Annotated in this window: 16 protein-coding genes; 8 read left to right on the forward strand and 8 right to left on the reverse strand. The window is 72.4% G+C overall.

What is annotated here, in order from left to right; translation table 11 throughout:
* Nucleotides 1-4: 4 nt before the first annotated feature.
* Nucleotides 5-790 carry an SDR family NAD(P)-dependent oxidoreductase gene (locus ACLIN4_RS16315; RefSeq protein ID WP_107476131.1) on the reverse strand — a complete coding sequence of 262 codons (786 nt, stop codon included), beginning with the start codon at nucleotides 788-790 and terminating at the stop codon, nucleotides 5-7.
* A 172-nt stretch (nucleotides 791-962) separates the two neighbouring features.
* Here ACLIN4_RS16315 and ACLIN4_RS16320 point away from each other — a divergent pair, with 172 nt between their 5' ends.
* Nucleotides 963-1,592 carry a TetR family transcriptional regulator gene (locus tag ACLIN4_RS16320; RefSeq protein ID WP_179350541.1) on the forward strand — a complete coding sequence of 210 codons (630 nt, stop codon included), beginning with the start codon at nucleotides 963-965 and terminating at the stop codon, nucleotides 1,590-1,592.
* A 181-nt stretch (nucleotides 1,593-1,773) separates the two neighbouring features.
* On the opposite strand, the gene ACLIN4_RS16325 is transcribed toward ACLIN4_RS16320, so the two are convergent.
* The 7 genes from ACLIN4_RS16325 to ACLIN4_RS16355 all read right to left on the reverse strand — a co-directional run bounded on the left by ACLIN4_RS16325 (nucleotide 1,774) and on the right by ACLIN4_RS16355 (nucleotide 7,188).
* Nucleotides 1,774-2,034, reverse strand: a complete 261-nt coding sequence (locus ACLIN4_RS16325; RefSeq protein WP_289908046.1) for a DUF3099 domain-containing protein — start codon at nucleotides 2,032-2,034, stop codon at nucleotides 1,774-1,776.
* Nucleotides 2,035-2,134: 100 nt separating this feature from the next.
* Nucleotides 2,135-2,422: a DUF1416 domain-containing protein gene (locus tag ACLIN4_RS16330; RefSeq protein WP_100048746.1), complete on the reverse strand. Its 288-nt coding sequence runs from the start codon at nucleotides 2,420-2,422 to the stop codon at nucleotides 2,135-2,137.
* Nucleotides 2,423-2,455: 33 nt separating this feature from the next.
* Nucleotides 2,456-3,301, reverse strand: coding sequence for a sulfurtransferase (locus ACLIN4_RS16335; RefSeq protein ID WP_100048745.1), 846 nt, complete (start codon nucleotides 3,299-3,301; stop codon nucleotides 2,456-2,458).
* 501 nt (nucleotides 3,302-3,802) lie between these two features.
* Nucleotides 3,803-4,540, reverse strand: a complete 738-nt coding sequence (locus ACLIN4_RS16340) for a DUF2993 domain-containing protein (protein WP_100048743.1) — start codon at nucleotides 4,538-4,540, stop codon at nucleotides 3,803-3,805.
* Nucleotides 4,541-4,736: 196 nt separating this feature from the next.
* On the reverse strand, nucleotides 4,737-6,008 hold the full coding sequence (locus ACLIN4_RS16345; protein WP_411575943.1) for a hypothetical protein: 1,272 nt from the start codon (nucleotides 6,006-6,008) through the stop codon (nucleotides 4,737-4,739).
* 2 nt (nucleotides 6,009-6,010) lie between these two features.
* The gene (locus ACLIN4_RS16350; RefSeq protein ID WP_107476118.1) at nucleotides 6,011-6,265 is read right to left on the reverse strand and encodes a MoaD/ThiS family protein; all 255 of its coding nucleotides are present in this window, start codon (nucleotides 6,263-6,265) and stop codon (nucleotides 6,011-6,013) included.
* Between the two features lie 62 nt (nucleotides 6,266-6,327).
* Nucleotides 6,328-7,188: an alpha/beta hydrolase gene (locus tag ACLIN4_RS16355; protein ID WP_179342238.1), complete on the reverse strand. Its 861-nt coding sequence runs from the start codon at nucleotides 7,186-7,188 to the stop codon at nucleotides 6,328-6,330.
* Between the two features lie 247 nt (nucleotides 7,189-7,435).
* On the opposite strand from ACLIN4_RS16355, the gene ACLIN4_RS16360 reads away from it, so the two are divergent.
* The 7 genes from ACLIN4_RS16360 to ACLIN4_RS16390 all read left to right on the forward strand — a co-directional run bounded on the left by ACLIN4_RS16360 (nucleotide 7,436) and on the right by ACLIN4_RS16390 (nucleotide 15,222).
* Nucleotides 7,436-8,209 (forward strand): winged helix-turn-helix transcriptional regulator, encoded by a 774-nt coding sequence (locus ACLIN4_RS16360; RefSeq protein ID WP_289908044.1) that lies wholly within the window; start codon nucleotides 7,436-7,438, stop codon nucleotides 8,207-8,209.
* A gap of 42 nt (nucleotides 8,210-8,251) precedes the next feature.
* On the forward strand, nucleotides 8,252-9,274 hold the full coding sequence (locus ACLIN4_RS16365) for a LacI family DNA-binding transcriptional regulator (RefSeq protein ID WP_100048739.1): 1,023 nt from the start codon (nucleotides 8,252-8,254) through the stop codon (nucleotides 9,272-9,274).
* Between the two features lie 170 nt (nucleotides 9,275-9,444).
* A complete protein-coding gene (locus ACLIN4_RS16370; RefSeq protein ID WP_107476120.1) occupies nucleotides 9,445-10,500 on the forward strand; it encodes a S1C family serine protease in 1,056 nt (351 codons plus the stop codon).
* Nucleotides 10,501-10,597: 97 nt separating this feature from the next.
* Nucleotides 10,598-11,338: a response regulator transcription factor gene (locus ACLIN4_RS16375; protein WP_107476121.1), complete on the forward strand. Its 741-nt coding sequence runs from the start codon at nucleotides 10,598-10,600 to the stop codon at nucleotides 11,336-11,338.
* Complete coding sequence (locus ACLIN4_RS16380) at nucleotides 11,335-12,765, forward strand: sensor histidine kinase (RefSeq protein WP_107476122.1); 1,431 nt, start codon at nucleotides 11,335-11,337, stop codon at nucleotides 12,763-12,765. The genes ACLIN4_RS16375 and ACLIN4_RS16380 overlap by 4 nt, the downstream gene beginning before the upstream one ends.
* A 122-nt stretch (nucleotides 12,766-12,887) precedes the next feature.
* On the forward strand, nucleotides 12,888-13,055 hold the full coding sequence (locus ACLIN4_RS16385) for a hypothetical protein (RefSeq protein ID WP_179342231.1): 168 nt from the start codon (nucleotides 12,888-12,890) through the stop codon (nucleotides 13,053-13,055).
* Between the two features lie 73 nt (nucleotides 13,056-13,128).
* Nucleotides 13,129-15,222: a pectinesterase family protein gene (locus ACLIN4_RS16390; protein ID WP_107476123.1), complete on the forward strand. Its 2,094-nt coding sequence runs from the start codon at nucleotides 13,129-13,131 to the stop codon at nucleotides 15,220-15,222.
* Nucleotides 15,223-15,273 lie beyond the last annotated feature (51 nt).

Raw genomic sequence — 15,273 nt, forward strand, 5'->3', positions numbered from 1 at the left:
CAGGTCAGAAGTGGGTGCCGCCGTCGATCCGGATCTCGGTGCCGGTGATGAAGCGGCCGTCCTCGGACCCGAGCATCGCGACCACGGACGCCACGGTCTCCGGGCCGGCGAACCCCTGGCCGAGCGCGGGCGAGAGCTTCGCGAACAGGCTCATGTCGGCGTCCTCGGGCAGCCCGGGCCCGGCGCTCTGCCCGCTGGCCCCGCTGCCGTCCGTCATGCCGGAGGAGATCGATCCCGGCTGGACGGCGGTGAAGCGGATGCCGCGCCCCGCGTACTCACTGGCCAGGGCGTGGGTCATGGACTGGATGCCGCCCTTGCTCGCCGCGTAGGCCGCCATGTACGGGTGGGCGAACGCCGCCGAGGTGGAGCTGAAGTTGACCACGGCCGCGTCCCGGCCCTCCAGGAGCGCCGGGATCGCCTCGCGGATCACCAGGAAGGTGCCGACCAGGTTCACCGTCAGGACGCGGGTGAAGTCCGCGACGCTGGTCCGCTCGGTGTGCGAGGAGCGCAGGATGCCGGCCGCGTTGACCAGGACGTCCAGCCCGCCCAGCGTCTCCGTCGCGGCCTTGACGCCCTCGCGCACCGAGGTCTCGTCGGCGATGTCGACGACGAGGGTGGTGAGCCGGTCCGTGTGGCCGGCCGCCTTCTCGAAGGTGTCCTTCAGGCCCGTCTCGCTGACGTCCGCGGCCACGACGGTGCCGCCCTCCGCGAGCAGCCGCAGCACGGTGGCCTGGCCTATGCCCGAGCCGGCGCCGGTGACCAGGGCACGACGGCCTTCGTAGCGGTTCATCTGGTTCATGTGTGCTCCCACCCGGCTCGCCGTGGTCCGTCGGCCGGTTCTCTGCGGCGCCCGCTCTCTTTCCCGCGACGCCCGAATTCCACTTCACGTTACGCCTGAGTGGCACATTTTGCCACTACGTCACGTCATGCCGTCGAGTGGTCGCGGGACGTACGCTTCTGGGGTGAGCACCGAGCCGCCGACCCCGTCCCTGACCGAGCGCCGCAAGGCCGCCACCCAGCTCGACATCGCGCACGCGGCGGCCGAGCTGTTCGGCACCCAGGGCCCGCACGCCACGACGGCCGAGGAGATCGCCCGGCGCGCCGGGGTCGCGCTGCGCACCTTCTACCGGTACTTCCGCTCCAAGCAGGACGCGGTCGGTCCGCTGCTCACGGTCGGCGCCGACCGCTGGCGGGGGCTGCTGGCCGACACGGAACCGGGCGCCCCGCTCGGCCCCGCACTGCGGACCGCGGCCGAGGAGGCGCTGGCGGTACCGGACGCCCGGGCCGCCGAGGCGATGCTGCGCACGCGCGGGCTGCTGCGGGCAGCTCAGGACGATCCGGCGCTGCGCGCCGTGTGGTACCGCGTGAACCAGGAGTCGGAGGAGCGGCTGGTCCCGGTGATCGCGCGCCTGACGGACGGCGCCGCCGATCCGCTGGAGGTGCGACTGGTGGCCGCCGCCGCCACCGACTCCATCCGGATCGCCATGGAGACGTGGGCCGGCACGGAGGCGGGGGCCGAGGGGCCGGGTTCTCCGGCCGAGCTGGCGGTGCGCTGCCTGGAAAGGCTCGTCGGGGGGCTGGACCGGGGCTAGGGGAAGCCGCCGAGGGAGCGTCGAGGGGCGTACGACCTCCGGGGAGGGCGCGGGCCGCAGGGGTGCCGATCACCAGACACGGGCCCGGGGGGCGCCGGCCGCGGGGGGCCGTTCACCGGGCAAGGGCCCGGGGGCCGGCCGCGAGGGCGCCGAGCACCGGGCGTCAGACAGGGGCGTCTGTCTAGTGCCGCCCCTTCTTGCCGTCCAGCTCGTCCCACCACTCGTCGGACTTCGGGTCGCCGGAGGGGTCGTCCCACCAGCGGTCGTCGGGTCCGCGGCGGTTGGCGACGACGGCCGCGAGCGGCGGGATGACCATGGCGACCACGCACATGGCGACGGCCGCGGGGACCGACCAGAGCCGGACGACACCCCAGGCCAGGACGAACAGCGCGATGCAGGTGCCCATCATCACGAAGTAGCGGTGCCGCCGCCGCGCGTACATGGTTCCAGCGTAGGTCCGCGCACGCGCCCCGGACATGCCGAGGGGCCGCACCCCGGGAGTCCAACCCGTGGGGTGCGGCCCCTCACCGCCGAAGCTGCCGTCAGACGGCGATCGCGACCTCCGCGAGGCCGCCCTGCTGGGCGACGACCGTGCGGTCGGCGCTGCCGCCGGGGACGAGCGCGCGGACGGTCCAGGTGCCCTCGGCCGCGTAGAAGCGGAACTGGCCCGTCGCGGAGGTCGGGACCTCCGCCGTGAACTCGCCGGTGGCGTCCAGCAGACGGACGTAGCCCGTCACCGGCTCGCCGTCGCGGGTCACCTGACCCTGGATGGTCGTCTCACCGGGCTTGATCGTCGAGGCGTCGGGGCCGCCGGCCTTCGCTCCGCACATGTCGTACTCCTGAGGGGTTGAGAGGGGGCGGGCTTACTTGTTGGCGCCGAGCTCGATCGGCACGCCGACGAGGGAGCCGTACTCGGTCCAGGAGCCGTCGTAGTTCTTGACGTTCTCCACGCCCAGCAGCTCGTGCAGGACGAACCAGGTCAGGGCCGAGCGCTCGCCGATGCGGCAGTAGGCGATGGTGTCCTTCGCCAGGTCGACCTGCTCGTCGGTGTAGAGCTGCTTCAGCTCCTCGTCCGACTTGAAGGTGCCGTCGTCGTTGGCGTTCTTCGACCACGGGATGTTGCGGGCGGACGGGACGTGGCCCGGGCGCTGCGACTGCTCCTGCGGGAGGTGGGCCGGGGCGAGCAGCTTGCCGGAGAACTCGTCGGGCGAGCGGACGTCGACCAGGTTCTGCGCGCCGATCGCCTTGACGACGTCGTCGCGGAAGGCGCGGATGGACGTGTCCTGCGGCTTGGCCTTGTAGTCGGTCGCCGGGCGCTCGGGCACCTCGGTGCCGTCGACCAGCTCGCGGGCGTCCAGCTCCCACTTCTTGCGGCCGCCGTCGAGGAGCTTGACGCTGTCGTGGCCGTACAGCTTGAAGTACCAGTAGGCGTAGGACGCGAACCAGTTGTTGTTGCCGCCGTAGAGGACCACGGTGTGGTCGTTGGAGATGCCCTTCTTCGACAGGAGCTTCTCGAAGCCCTCCTGGTCGACGAAGTCGCGGCGGACCGGGTCCTGGAGGTCCTGGGTCCAGTCGATCCGGATCGCGTTCTTGATGTGGTTCTTGTCGTACGCGGACGTGTCCTCGTCCACCTCGACGATCGCGATGGTCGGGTCGTCCAGGTGGTCCTGCAGCCAGTCGGCGTCGACCAGGACGTCGCTGCGGCTCATGATTTCTCCTCCGGGGCAGTTGCGGCGGGGCGTGCGGTGAGAGGGTGTGCGCGCTCGGGCCGGGGCGGCGCGCGGGTGCCCTGGGCAGGGCGGGCGAGGGGATACGGACGGCGGCGTCGCCGCCCGCTCAGACGGTGCGACAGAGCATGGCGGCGACGCGGCACAGGTCGACTGCCCGCCGCTTCGTGAGATCCGCCTGTCGCTTCATAAGGCCCGATCGTAGGGACGGACAGCGGTGCGTGTCACCGGCGTGTCGGATTATGAGACGGGATTGTCCGGAATGCGGGACGGGCGCTCGCCGCGCGCATCGCGGAACGGCCCGCCGGCCCGGGTGTGCCGATCTCGCATCTGCGCTGCGGACGGCGGCGTCTCACCCATCGGACTACACAGCCGCCGCTCGGCGACCACGCGGTCGCCACTCTGCCGACACGCGGTCGCCGCTCGGACGCCGCTCGCTCGCCGCCGGGCGCGCGCCTCCGCGGGCGGCAGGCCGCCGTCGTCCTACCCGGCCAGCTCGACGTTCGAACCCTTCACCGTGATCTCGACGCCGTCCTTCGCGGCCTCGACCTTGTCCAGCTCGATGCCGCCGGGCAGCTCGTCGATGGTCTGCTGGAAGTCGGTGATGGCCCGGATGCGGGACTCGGCGAGCTGCTTGCCGCCGATCTCCGGCAGCCCGTCGGCGACGACCTCGACGTCGTTGTCCTTGACCGTGACCGAGCTGAGCACGTCGACCGGCTGGGGCAGCTCGACGCCGAACGCCGTGGCCTGGAGGGAGACCTTGATCTTGCCGTTGCCGCCGTCGGAGAGGCCGATGACCTTCGCGGTGACGCCCGGCGCGACCTCCGTGGGCTCGGACTTGGCGGCCTTCATCAGCTCGTCGTAGGCGATGGTCGCGGTACCGGTGGCGGTGGCCGCGGTGGCGGAGCTGAAGTCGCTCGAGAATCCGACGCCCTTCATGTTCGCGCGCAGGTGGTCGATGCGGATCTTCTCGGCGCCGTCGCCGGTGGACGCCTCGTAGCCGTCGATGCCGACCTCGACGTCGTCCAGCTCGCCGCCGACGACCTGGGTGAGGAAGGGGAAGCCGTTGATGGAGACGTCGGGCGTCGAGGCCAGGTTCTCGCTGCTGCGCAGCTGGTCGGCCGCCTCGCCCTCGGCGAAGTTGACCGCCACACGGTCCGCGATCACGAAGAGACCGCCCAGGATCACGACGACGATCAACAGTATTCGCAGTGCACGCATGCGGTGTTCTCCCACCCCGGGTGGTCAACGACGGCGGTCCCCCGACGACCGGCGGCCGTCCAGCGCGAGGGTAACGCGGCGGACAGGGGGCGCCGGCATTTTGTCGATCACCTGTGACAGGCGGGCAGGCGGGCAGGAAGGCAGGAGGGGCGGACGCCGGGGGGGCGGTGGGCTCGGCGCCCCCCGGCGGCCGGTTTCAGCCGAGCGCCCGGCCCAGCAGGTAGACGGCCGGCGCCGCGGCCGCCAGCGGCAGGGCCACGCCCGCCGTGAAGTGGACGAAGCGGGAGGGGTAGTCGTAGGCCGCGACCCGGTGGCCGATCAGCGCGCACACCGCGGCGCCCGCGCCGAGCAGCGCCCCCGACGTACCGAAGTCCGTCATCGCGCCGGCCGCGATCCCCGCCCCGGCCGCCGCGAGCAGCGCCACGACCGGGGACGCCGCGGTCGGCAGCGGCAGGGCTCGCGCCACGACGGCGACGGCCACCGCGATCGCGCCGACCGTCACGGCGTCCGCGTCGGCGGCCAGGTACCCGCCCGCGACGACGGCCAGGGCCGCCGCGACGACGGTCGCCATCAGGCCGTACATCCGCTCGTCGGGGTCGGCGTGCGAGCGCAGTTGCAGCACGAGGGAGAGCAGCACCCACACCCCGAGCGTGCCGAGGATCGCCGCAGGTGAGCGGTCCGACACCAGCATCGCCGCGTCGGCGGCGAGCGCGGCGGCGAAGCCCAGTGCGATGCCCTGCCGGGCGGGCCACATGCCGTTCAGCCGGAACCAGCCCGCCGCGGTGACCGCCTGGAGGACGACGAGCGGGACGAGCAGGGCGTAGGTGCCGAGCGCCGCCCCACCGGCGAGCAGCAGACCGAGCAGAGCGGTGAGCCCCGCCGGCTGCATGCCGGGGTCGATGATCGGCGAACGCCCCTCGGCACGGGCACGCTGGGCGTCCGTTATCCGCGTGTTCCCGGCGAGGGTCGCGGGGCCGTAGTCGGGCTCGTCGGTGGGGGCCGGGTCGGGGGCGGTCCGCTGCTGGTGGGGCTGCGGCTGCTGTGCGTACGCCTGGGGCTGCGGCTCGTACGCCTCCGGCTGCGGGGCGTACACCTCCGGCCGCGGCTGCTGTGCGAAGGCCTGTGGCTGAGGCTGCTGTGCGTACGCCTGTGGCTGATACGGCTGCTGAGGCTGCTGCTGGGGCGCGTAGCCGCCGTGCGATCCGTACGCCGGACTCGCCGGCTCCTGGTACGCCTGCGGGGCCTGCGGCTGCTGGGGCGGCAGGTACGCCGTCTCCTCCGCCGGGACCGGCGGCTGCACCTGGGTCTCCCAGGTCTGCCCCTGCCACTGCTGCGTGTACTGCGCGGCGTTCGGGTCCTCGTAACCGTGGTGGCCCTGGTACGCCTGCTGCCCGGACGGCCACGCCTGGGCGTCGTATCCCTCGTACGGCTGGTTCTGTCCGTACGGACGGTCCGGCTGGTCGGTCATGGTCACCCTCCCGCGAACGGCGGGAGCACCTCGACCGTGCCGCCGTCGGCCAGTCGTACCGTCTCGTGCTCGCGCGTGCCCACGGGGTCGCCGTCGACGAGGAACGAGCAGCGCAGCAGCACGCGCGTGAGTTCGCCGGGGTGCCGCTCGCGCACCGCGCCGAGCGCCTCGCCGAGCGTGGCCGCGTCGTACGCCTCCTCGGCCACCCCCGCCGCGGCCTTCGCGGCGGCCCAGTAGCGCACCGTGACCTTTGCCATCTGGATCCTTCGTCGCCGGTGCCGGTCGGCGTCGGTGCCGACCGGCGGTGAACAACGTCAGGCTAGCCCGCCCGCGCCACCGCCCAGTCGCCGATCCGGTGCAGCAGCCCCTCGCCGGACGCGTGCTCGGCGTGGCCCATGCCGGGCTCCAGCCAGAGCTCCCCGTGGTCACCGGCCGCCTCGGCCAGCATCCGGGGGTGGTCGAGGGGAAAGTAGCCGTCCCGGTCGCCGTGCACGACGAGCAGCGGCCTCGGCGCGATCCGGGGCACCGCCTCCACCGGCGACAGCGGCACCGGGTCCCAGTCCCGGTGATGGATACGGGTGCGCATGCCGTAGCGGCCCACCAGGCGCCCGGCGGGGCGCATCACCAGCCAGTGCAGCCGGCGCATGGGTGCCGTACCCCGGTAGTACCAGCGGGCCGGCGCGCTCACCGACACCACGGCGTCCGTGCCGGCCTCGCGGTCGTCGGCGTACAGCGCGGCGTGCCGCAGCACCACCGAGCCGCCCATGGAGAAGCCGACGGTCACCACGCGCGCGTGTCCGAATCCGCGCGCCCAGGTGACCGCCGCCGCCAGGTCCAGCACCTCGCGGTCGCCGACGGTGGACCGTCCACCGGACGCGCCGTGCCCCCGGAAGGAGAACGTGACCACCGCGCCGTGCCGCGCGAACGCCTCGGCGATGCGTCGTACGTGCGGCCGGTCGGCGTCGCCCGTGAACCCGTGGGCGACGACGAACACCAGGTCAGATACGTCGTGGGCGGTCGCGCCGGGCTCGTACACGGCGTCGATCGGCACCCCGTCGGACGTGCGGAGGAAGGTGCGGGCCGGCGTGCGGCGCGGGCTCCTTTGAGGCGTCTTTCCGGGCGTCTCGGGATGCGGACGAAAGGTGGAACGCGCCACATGACCTGACCGACGGTTGCTCATGTCGGCTATTCTGCTGGGCAGAGGACTCGGGCAACGTAGCCCCCGGGTCCTTTTGTGCTTTCGGGAGCGATGCCGGGCGGGCGCCGGGCGTTCACCTCCCGGACACGCGGCGGGCCCCACGGGCACGGGTCCCGCCACCTGTAAGAAGCAGTGCCGCAAACGTCCTCGCAGGGACCCAGGAGGAACCAGACGTTATGGGCGAGCGAACCGGGCACGACCGCAGGACGACCCAGGCAGGTGGGGCGCGATGAGTTCTCTGCTGCTCCTGACCAACGCCCTCCAGCCGTCGACGGAGGTGCTTCCCGCCCTCGGCCTGCTGCTGCACAACGTCCGCGTCGCCCCCGCCGAGGGCCCCGCCCTCGTCGACACCCCCGGCGCCGACGTGATCCTCGTCGACGGGCGCCGCGACCTCCCCCAGGTCCGCAGCCTGTGCCAGCTGCTGCGCTCCACGGGCCTGAGCTGCCCGCTGGTCCTGGTCGTCACCGAGGGCGGCCTCGCCGCCGTCACGGCCGACTGGGGCATCGACGACGTACTGCTGGACACGGCGGGCCCGGCGGAGGTCGAGGCCCGGCTGCGCCTCGCCATGGGCCGTCAGCAGATCGTCGGCGACGACTCCCCGATGGAGATCCGCAACGGCGACCTCTCGGTGGACGAGGCGACGTACTCCGCGAAGCTCAAGGGCCGGGTCCTGGACCTGACCTTCAAGGAGTTCGAGCTGCTGAAGTACCTCGCCCAGCACCCGGGCCGGGTCTTCACCCGCGCGCAGCTGCTCCAGGAGGTCTGGGGCTACGACTACTTCGGCGGCACCCGCACCGTCGACGTGCACGTACGGCGGCTGCGCGCCAAGCTCGGCCCCGAGCACGAGTCGCTGATCGGGACCGTCCGCAACGTCGGCTACCGCTTCGTCACGCCGGAGAAGCCCGAGAAGGGCGAGCGCGCGGAGGACGCCAAGGCGAAGGCCGGGGCCCGGACGGAAGCGCGGGCGGACACCGCGGCCGAGGCGACGTCGACCAAGGTGTGACACGCCCTGCCCAGGGCGGATCCATCCGCGTAGACTCCGCGCGTGGCCAAGGTGACTCGGGATGACGTGGCGCGACTGGCGGGGACTTCCACCGCCGTCGTCAGCTATGTCATCAACAACGGACCCCGGCCGGTCGCCCCGGCCACGCGCGAGCGTGTCCTCGCCGCGATCAAGGAACTGGGGTACCGCCCGGACCGGGTCGCCCAGGCGATGGCGTCGCGGCGCACGGACCTCATAGGACTGATCGTGCCGGACGCGCGCCAGCCCTTCTTCGGGGAGATGGCGCACGCGGTCGAACAGGCCGCGTCCGAGCGCGGGAAGATGGTCCTCGTCGGCAACTCCGACTACGTCGGCGAGCGCGAGGTCCACTACCTGCGCGCCTTCCTCGGGATGCGGGTCTCCGGTCTGATCCTGGTCAGCCACGCCCTGAACGACCTGGCCGCCGCCGAGATCGAGGCCTGGGACGCCCGGGTCGTCCTGCTGCACGAGCGCCCCGAGGCCATCGACGACGTGGCCGTCGTCACCGACGACCTCGGTGGTGCCCAGCTCGCCGTGCGCCACCTGCTGGAGCACGGGTACGAGTACGTCGCCTGCATGGGCGGCACCGCCGAGACCCCGTCCGTCGGCGACCCGGTCTCCGACCACGTCGAGGGCTGGCGGCGGGCGATGAAGGAGGCCGGGCTCTCCACCGAGGGCCGGCTCTTCGAGGCGCCGTACAACCGCTACGACGCGTACCGCGTGGCCCTGGAGCTGCTCTCCGGCCCGCGGCGCCCGCCCGCGATCTTCTGCTCCACCGACGACCAGGCGATCGGCCTGCTGCGCGCCGCCCGCGAGCTGCGCATCGACGTGCCGGGCGAGCTGGCGGTGGCCGGATTCGACGACATCAAGGAGGCGGACCTGGCCGATCCGCCGCTGACCACGGTCGCCTCCGACCGCTCGGCGATGGCGCGGGCGGCCGTTGACCTGGTCCTGGACGACGGTCTGCGCGTGGCGGGCTCCCGGCGCGAGCGGCTGAAGGTCTTCCCGTCGCGGCTGGTGGTCCGGCAGTCCTGCGGCTGCGAATAGCCCCCGCGCCCCGGCGCCCCGGCGCCCCCGTGCCCAGCCGCCCCCGCGCCCCGGCGCCCCTGCGTCCTGGCGTCCCGACCTCGCGCCGGGTTCTTTACATCGGGCATACGAGGTTCTGCCGGGCTTCTCAGGCAGCCCTCAGGCCGCTCTCATACGGGGGCGGGAAGCTCATGAACATGACCGAGAGCCTCCGCCGCAGCGGCGAGTACGAGCACGCCCAGGAGAACCCGTACGGGAACCCGTACCAGGGAACCCAGCACGCCTCCTCTCCCGTCGACCCGGAGTGGCCTCCCCCGCCGGCCCAGCCGCCCGCCGCCGCCTTCCCGGACGGGCAGCCCGAGCAGCCCCACAAGAAGCGCGGCACCCGGCGCGGCCCCGTCGCCCTCCTCGCCGCCGTGGCGATCGTCGCGGCGGCCGTCGGCGGCGGCACCGCGTTCGGCATCCAGGAGCTGACCGGCAGCGACACCGTCGCCGCGAGCACCGGCAGCACCAACGTGGTGCCGTCCAGCCAGAAGGGCACGGTCTCCGGGGTCGCCCAGGCGGTCAGCCCGAGCATCGTCGAGATCAGCGCCACCTCGGCCGCGGGCTCCTCCACCGGTTCCGGTGTGATCATCACCAGTGACGGCGAGATCATCACCAACAACCACGTGGTGTCCGGTGCCTCGTCCGTCAAGGTGACGACCAGCGACGGCAAGCAGTACACGGCCGAGGTCGTCGGCACGGACAGCAGCAAGGACCTCGCGCTGATCAAGCTGGAGAACGCCTCCGGACTGAAGGCCGCGGCCCTCGGCGACTCCGACGCCGTGCAGGTCGGCCAGCAGGTCGTGGCGATCGGCTCCCCCGAGGGCCTGACCGGCACGGTCACCAGCGGCATCGTCTCCGCCCTGGACCGCGACGTGACCGTCTCGACCGACGAGGGGCAGCAGCAACAGCAGCAGCGCCAGGGCGGCGGCTGGCCGTTCGAGTTCGGTGGCCGGGAGTTCAACGGCGACACCGGCTCGTCCACGACGACGTACAAGGCGATCCAGACCGACGCGTCCCTCAACCCGGGCAACTCCGGCGGTGCGCTGATCGACATGAACGGCAACATCATCGGCATCAACTCCGCGATGTACTCGTCGGCCGAGTCCTCCGCCAGTGCGGGCAGCGTCGGCCTCGGCTTCGCCATCCCGATCAACACCGTCAAGGCCGACCTGGCCAAGCTGCGCGCGGGTGCCGACGGCTGAGCGGGCGTCCCCCGCGGCTGCCCGAGGCCGCCGCGGACATGCGAGGCTGATGACGTTGGCAGCCGCACCCGACACCGCATCCGAGGAACCCGAGCCCATGAGCCCCGCAGACGGCGACCGCGACCGTGAAGTCCAGCGCATCCTGATCGTCGACGACGAGCCGGCGGTCCGCGAAGCCCTCCAGCGCAGCCTCGCCTTCGAGGGCTACGACACCGAGGTCGCCGTCGACGGCGCCGACGCGCTGGAGAAGGCGACGGCCTACCGCCCCGACCTGATCGTCCTCGACATCCAGATGCCCCGCATGGACGGCCTGACCGCCGCCCGCCGCATCCGCGGCGCGGGTGACACGACACCCGTCCTCATGCTCACGGCCCGCGACACGGTCGGCGACCGGGTGACCGGCCTGGACGCCGGCGCCGACGACTACCTCGTCAAGCCCTTCGAACTCGACGAACTCTTCGCCCGCATCCGCGCGCTGCTGCGCCGCAGCTCCTACGCGGCGGCCCTCGAGGCCACCGCCGAGGACGACGACACCCTGACCTTCGCCGACCTGACCATGGACCTGTCGACGCGGGAGGTCGTCCGGGCCGGGCGCCCGGTCGAGCTGACCCGCACGGAGTTCACGCTCCTGGAGATGTTCATGGCCCACCCGCGCCAGGTCCTCACCCGCGAGCAGATCCTCAAGGCCGTCTGGGGCTTCGACTTCGAGCCCTCCTCCAACTCCCTCGACGTGTACGTCATGTACCTGCGCCGCAAGACCGAGGCGGCCGGCGAGCCGCGCCTCGTCCACACCGTGCGCGGCGTCGGCTACGTCCTGCGGCAGGGCGGCGCGGAGTGAGAAGCCTGGCCCGCCGTGTCCGCGCGCTGCCCATCCGGGCCAGGCTGTCGCTGCTGGTGGCGGCGGCGGTGGCCCTCGCGGTGGCGGCGGCTGCGGTGGCGTGCTGGTTCGTGGTGAAGAGCGTGCTGGTCAGCTCACTCGACGAGGCCCTCAAGGCGAACCGCATGAGCAGGCAGCAGGTGAGCCAGTACGTCAACCTGCGCACCGGCGAGTGCGCCCACGATCCCGTCACGCACGAGCAGAACCCCTTCGGCTCGTCCGTACAGCTCGTGGACGGCACGGGCGGGAGCTGCCTGATCATCGGCATGGAGAAGGTCCCGCTCACCGACACCGACCGTGCCGTGGCCGAGGGCAGCACCAAGGACGCCCTGCACGACGCCACGGGCCCGGACGGCACGCAGTACCGCGTCTACACCTACAGCGTCCTGCCCGAGCTGGGCGTCGCCGTCTCCGCCGCCCGCCCGCTGGACGAGGTGAACAGCTCCCTCAGCAACCTCGCGCTGGTGCTCGTCTTCGTCGCGGGCGCGGGTGTCCTCGGCGCGGGCGCCGCCGGTCTCTGGGTGGCCCGGACCGCCCTGCGGCCCGTCGACGAACTGACGCGGGCCGTGGAGCACGTGGCCCGCACCGAGGACCTCACGGTCCGCATCCCCGTCGAGGACGACAGCGACGACGAGATCGCCCGCCTGTCCCGCTCCTTCAATTCCATGACCTCGTCCCTGGCCAGCTCCCGCGACCTGCAACAACAACTGATCGCCGATGCCGGCCACGAACTGCGCACCCCCCTCACCTCCCTGCGCACCAACGTCGAACTCCTCACCCGCAGCGAGGAGACCGGCCGCCCGATCCCCGAGGCCGACCGCAAGGCCCTGCTCGCCTCGGTGAAGGCCCAGATGACCGAACTGGCGGCGCTGATCGGCGACCTCCAGGAACTCTCCCGCCCCGACACCGGCCAGCACGCCGGCAAGACCCGCATCCTCGCCTGGCACGACGTCGTCGAGTCCGCCCTGCGCCGCGCCCGCCTGCGCGGCCCGGAACTGACCATCACGGCCGACGTGCGGCCCTGGTACGTGCGCGCGGAACCGGCCGCGCTGGAACGCGCGGTGGTCAACATCCTGGACAACGCGGTGAAGTTCAGCCCCGAGTCCGGCACCGTGGACGTCCGCCTCGCCGACGGCGTCCTCACCGTCCGCGACCACGGCCCCGGCATCCCCGCCGACGAACTCCCCCACGTCTTCGACCGCTTCTGGCGCTCCCCGTCCGCCCGCGCCCTGCCCGGCTCGGGCCTGGGCCTGTCCATCGTGGCCCGCACGGTGCAGCAGGCCGGGGGCACCGTGACCCTGACCCCGGGCGAGGGAGGCGGCACGACGGCGACCGTACGCCTGCCGGGGGCGCCGGTACCGCCGCCGGAGACCGGCGCGGCCGACTGAGGTCAGGTACAGCCGAGCATGCCGGGGGAGTGCCTCCGACTCGGCCCGCATGAGGCACAGGGCGGGAACGCGGAGCAGGTCACCGGACGTGCGCGGGCCTGGCGCGACACCTGAATGGTCGTGTGCTCCGCCATGGCTCCACCATAGCCACGGCCAGGGCGGTGCTCGGGGACCGGCGAGCCGGGGAGCGGGCGGTGCGGTGCGCGGTGGTCAGGGCGACCGAGGCGCTGCAGGACGTGCTGCGGATCGCGGTCAGCCGGGGCGCACGCCTTGAGGTCGCCGACTTCTGACCGCGCGGCAACCTTCCGACGGCCGGGCGGCGACCGACAGGTGATCCAGTCCCCACCTGAACGGAAGTCAGCCGTGAGCGAGACCCGTACCCGCACCCGCGCCAAGGCCCGCCACCGCAGGACAAGAAGGGCCCTGGCCGTGGGCGTCCCCCTGGCCCTGGTCGCTGCCGGCGCGCTGGCCTACGGCCCGGACACCGGCTTCTTCGGCTCCGGTTCGGCCAGTGAGGCGTCCGCGGTCGGCTACACCGCCCCCGCGTGGGCCACCGCCACCGCCGACGGCTTCGCCTCCGTCGACGCCCTCGGCCAGAAGGGCACCTACGGCGGCCGGGAGGGCGAGACCGTGACCGTGCGCACGCAGGCCGAGCTGGAGAAGTACGCGACGGCCGAGGAGCCGTACGTCATCGTCGTCGCCGGGACGATCGGGATGGCGCCCGTCGGCAAGGAGATCAAGGTCCGCTCGGACAAGACGATCGTCGGCGCCGGCACCTCCGGGCAGATAGTCGGCGGCGGCTTCTTCCTCGGCACCGGTGTGCACAACGTGATCATCCGCAACTTGACGATCCGGGACTCCTACCAGGGCGTCTGGAACGACAAGGAGCACGACTTCGACGCGATCCAGATGGACGGCGCGCACCACGTGTGGATCGACCACAACGACCTGCGGCACATGGCGGACGGCCTGATCGACGTCCGCAAGGACAGCACGTTCGTGACGGTCTCCTGGAACAGGCTGAGCGACAACAACAAGACCTTCGGCATCGGCTGGACGGAAAACGTCACCACGGACATCACGGTCCACCACAACTGGTTCCGCGAGACCGAGCAGCGCAATCCCTCCACCGACAACGCCGCGCACGCGCACCTCTACAACAACTACCTGGAGGACGTACCGGACACCGACATCACCTCCTCCTACGGCAACTACGCGCGCGGCCGGACGTCGATGGTCCTGGAGAACAGCTACTTCCAGGGCGTGAACAACCCCGTCATCAAGGACGCCACCGCCTCCCTCGTCCAGCGCGGCAACGTCTTCTCCGGCACCTCGGGCCGCAACGAGAGCGGCGGAACGGCTTTCGACCCGAAGGAGTTCTACGCCTACACGCTCGACGAGGCCGCGGACGTGCCGAGGCTGCTGCTGGCCGGCGCGGGCCCGCGCACGTCGATCGGGGTCGCGGACAGCGGGCAGGGCGGCGCGGCCACGAAGGCCGCGACCACGCTCACGGTCGCCAAGGACGGCACCGCGCAGTACAAGTCCGTCCAGGCCGCCGTGGACGCCGTGCCGGCGGACAACGCCTCCCGGGTCGTCATCGCCGTGAAACCGGGGACGTACCGCGAGACGGTGAAGGTGCCCTCCAACAAGCCGCACGTCACCATCCAGGGCACGGGCAGCAGCCGCAAGCAGACCGTGATCGCCTACGACAACGCGGCCGGGACACCCAAGCCCGACGGCTCCGGCACCTACGGCACCTCCGGCAGCGCGACCGTCGCCGTCGAGGCCGACGACTTCCAGGCCCGCAACCTCACCATCGCCAACGACTTCGACGAGGCCGCCAATCAGTCCCTGAACGGCCACCAGGCAGTGGCGCTGCGCACCGCCGCTGACAAGGTGTTCCTGGACAGTGTGATCGTCACCGGCGACCAGGACACCCTCCTGCTGGACACGGCCGCCAAGGACAGACTCGGCCGCGTCTACATGAGCAACTCCTACGTCGTCGGCAACGTCGACTTCATCTTCGGCCGCGCCTCCGCCGTGATCGACCGCTCGGTCATCACCCTCAAAAAGCGCTGGGACGGCACCTCGGCCGGCTATGTCACCGCCCCCAGCACCCCGGCCGACCGCAAGGGCTTCCTGATCAACCGCTCCGTCGTCAACGGCGACGTCGCGGCCGGCTCCTTCCACCTCGGCCGCACCTGGCACGCGGGCGGCGACGCGACCCTCGACCCACAGACCACGGTCCGCGACACCGAGCTCAGCACCGCGATCAAGTCCGCACCGTGGTCCGACATGGGCGGCTTCTCCTGGAAGGACGACCGCTTCGCCGAATACCGGAACTCGGGCCCCGGCGCGGGCGCGGCGGGCCCTGACCGCCCCCACCTGACCGACTCCCAGGCCGCCGGCCAGGAGGTCCGCGACTGGCTGGGCGGCTGGGTGCCCACGGCGTCGTAGGGCGGGGCAGTCGCAGGGCAACGGGAGAGGGGCCCGAGGCGTCCGCACCGG

The organism is Streptomyces mutabilis (assembly GCF_046628145.1).
Taxonomy (GTDB): Bacteria; Actinomycetota; Actinomycetes; order Streptomycetales; family Streptomycetaceae; genus Streptomyces; species Streptomyces mutabilis.

Bases quoted from the DNA above. Each gene is read 5' to 3' on its own strand.
- ACLIN4_RS16325 (WP_289908046.1), bottom strand. From the start codon at position 2,034: ATGTACGCGCGGCGGCGGCACCGCTACTTCGTGATGATGGGCACCTGC.
- ACLIN4_RS16370 (WP_107476120.1), top strand. From the start codon at position 9,445: ATGAACATGACCGAGAGCCTCCGCCGCAGCGGCGAGTACGAGCACGCC.
- ACLIN4_RS16355 (WP_179342238.1), bottom strand. From the start codon at position 7,188: ATGAGCAACCGTCGGTCAGGTCATGTGGCGCGTTCCACCTTTCGTCCG.
- ACLIN4_RS16330 (WP_100048746.1), bottom strand. From the start codon at position 2,422: ATGTGCGGAGCGAAGGCCGGCGGCCCCGACGCCTCGACGATCAAGCCC.
- ACLIN4_RS16375 (WP_107476121.1), top strand. From the start codon at position 10,598: ATGAGCCCCGCAGACGGCGACCGCGACCGTGAAGTCCAGCGCATCCTG.
- ACLIN4_RS16315 (WP_107476131.1), bottom strand. From the start codon at position 790: ATGAACCGCTACGAAGGCCGTCGTGCCCTGGTCACCGGCGCCGGCTCG.
- ACLIN4_RS16335 (WP_100048745.1), bottom strand. From the start codon at position 3,301: ATGAGCCGCAGCGACGTCCTGGTCGACGCCGACTGGCTGCAGGACCAC.
- ACLIN4_RS16340 (WP_100048743.1), bottom strand. From the start codon at position 4,540: ATGCGTGCACTGCGAATACTGTTGATCGTCGTCGTGATCCTGGGCGGT.
- ACLIN4_RS16360 (WP_289908044.1), top strand. From the start codon at position 7,436: ATGAGTTCTCTGCTGCTCCTGACCAACGCCCTCCAGCCGTCGACGGAG.
- ACLIN4_RS16345 (WP_411575943.1), bottom strand. From the start codon at position 6,008: ATGACCGACCAGCCGGACCGTCCGTACGGACAGAACCAGCCGTACGAG.
- ACLIN4_RS16350 (WP_107476118.1), bottom strand. From the start codon at position 6,265: ATGGCAAAGGTCACGGTGCGCTACTGGGCCGCCGCGAAGGCCGCGGCG.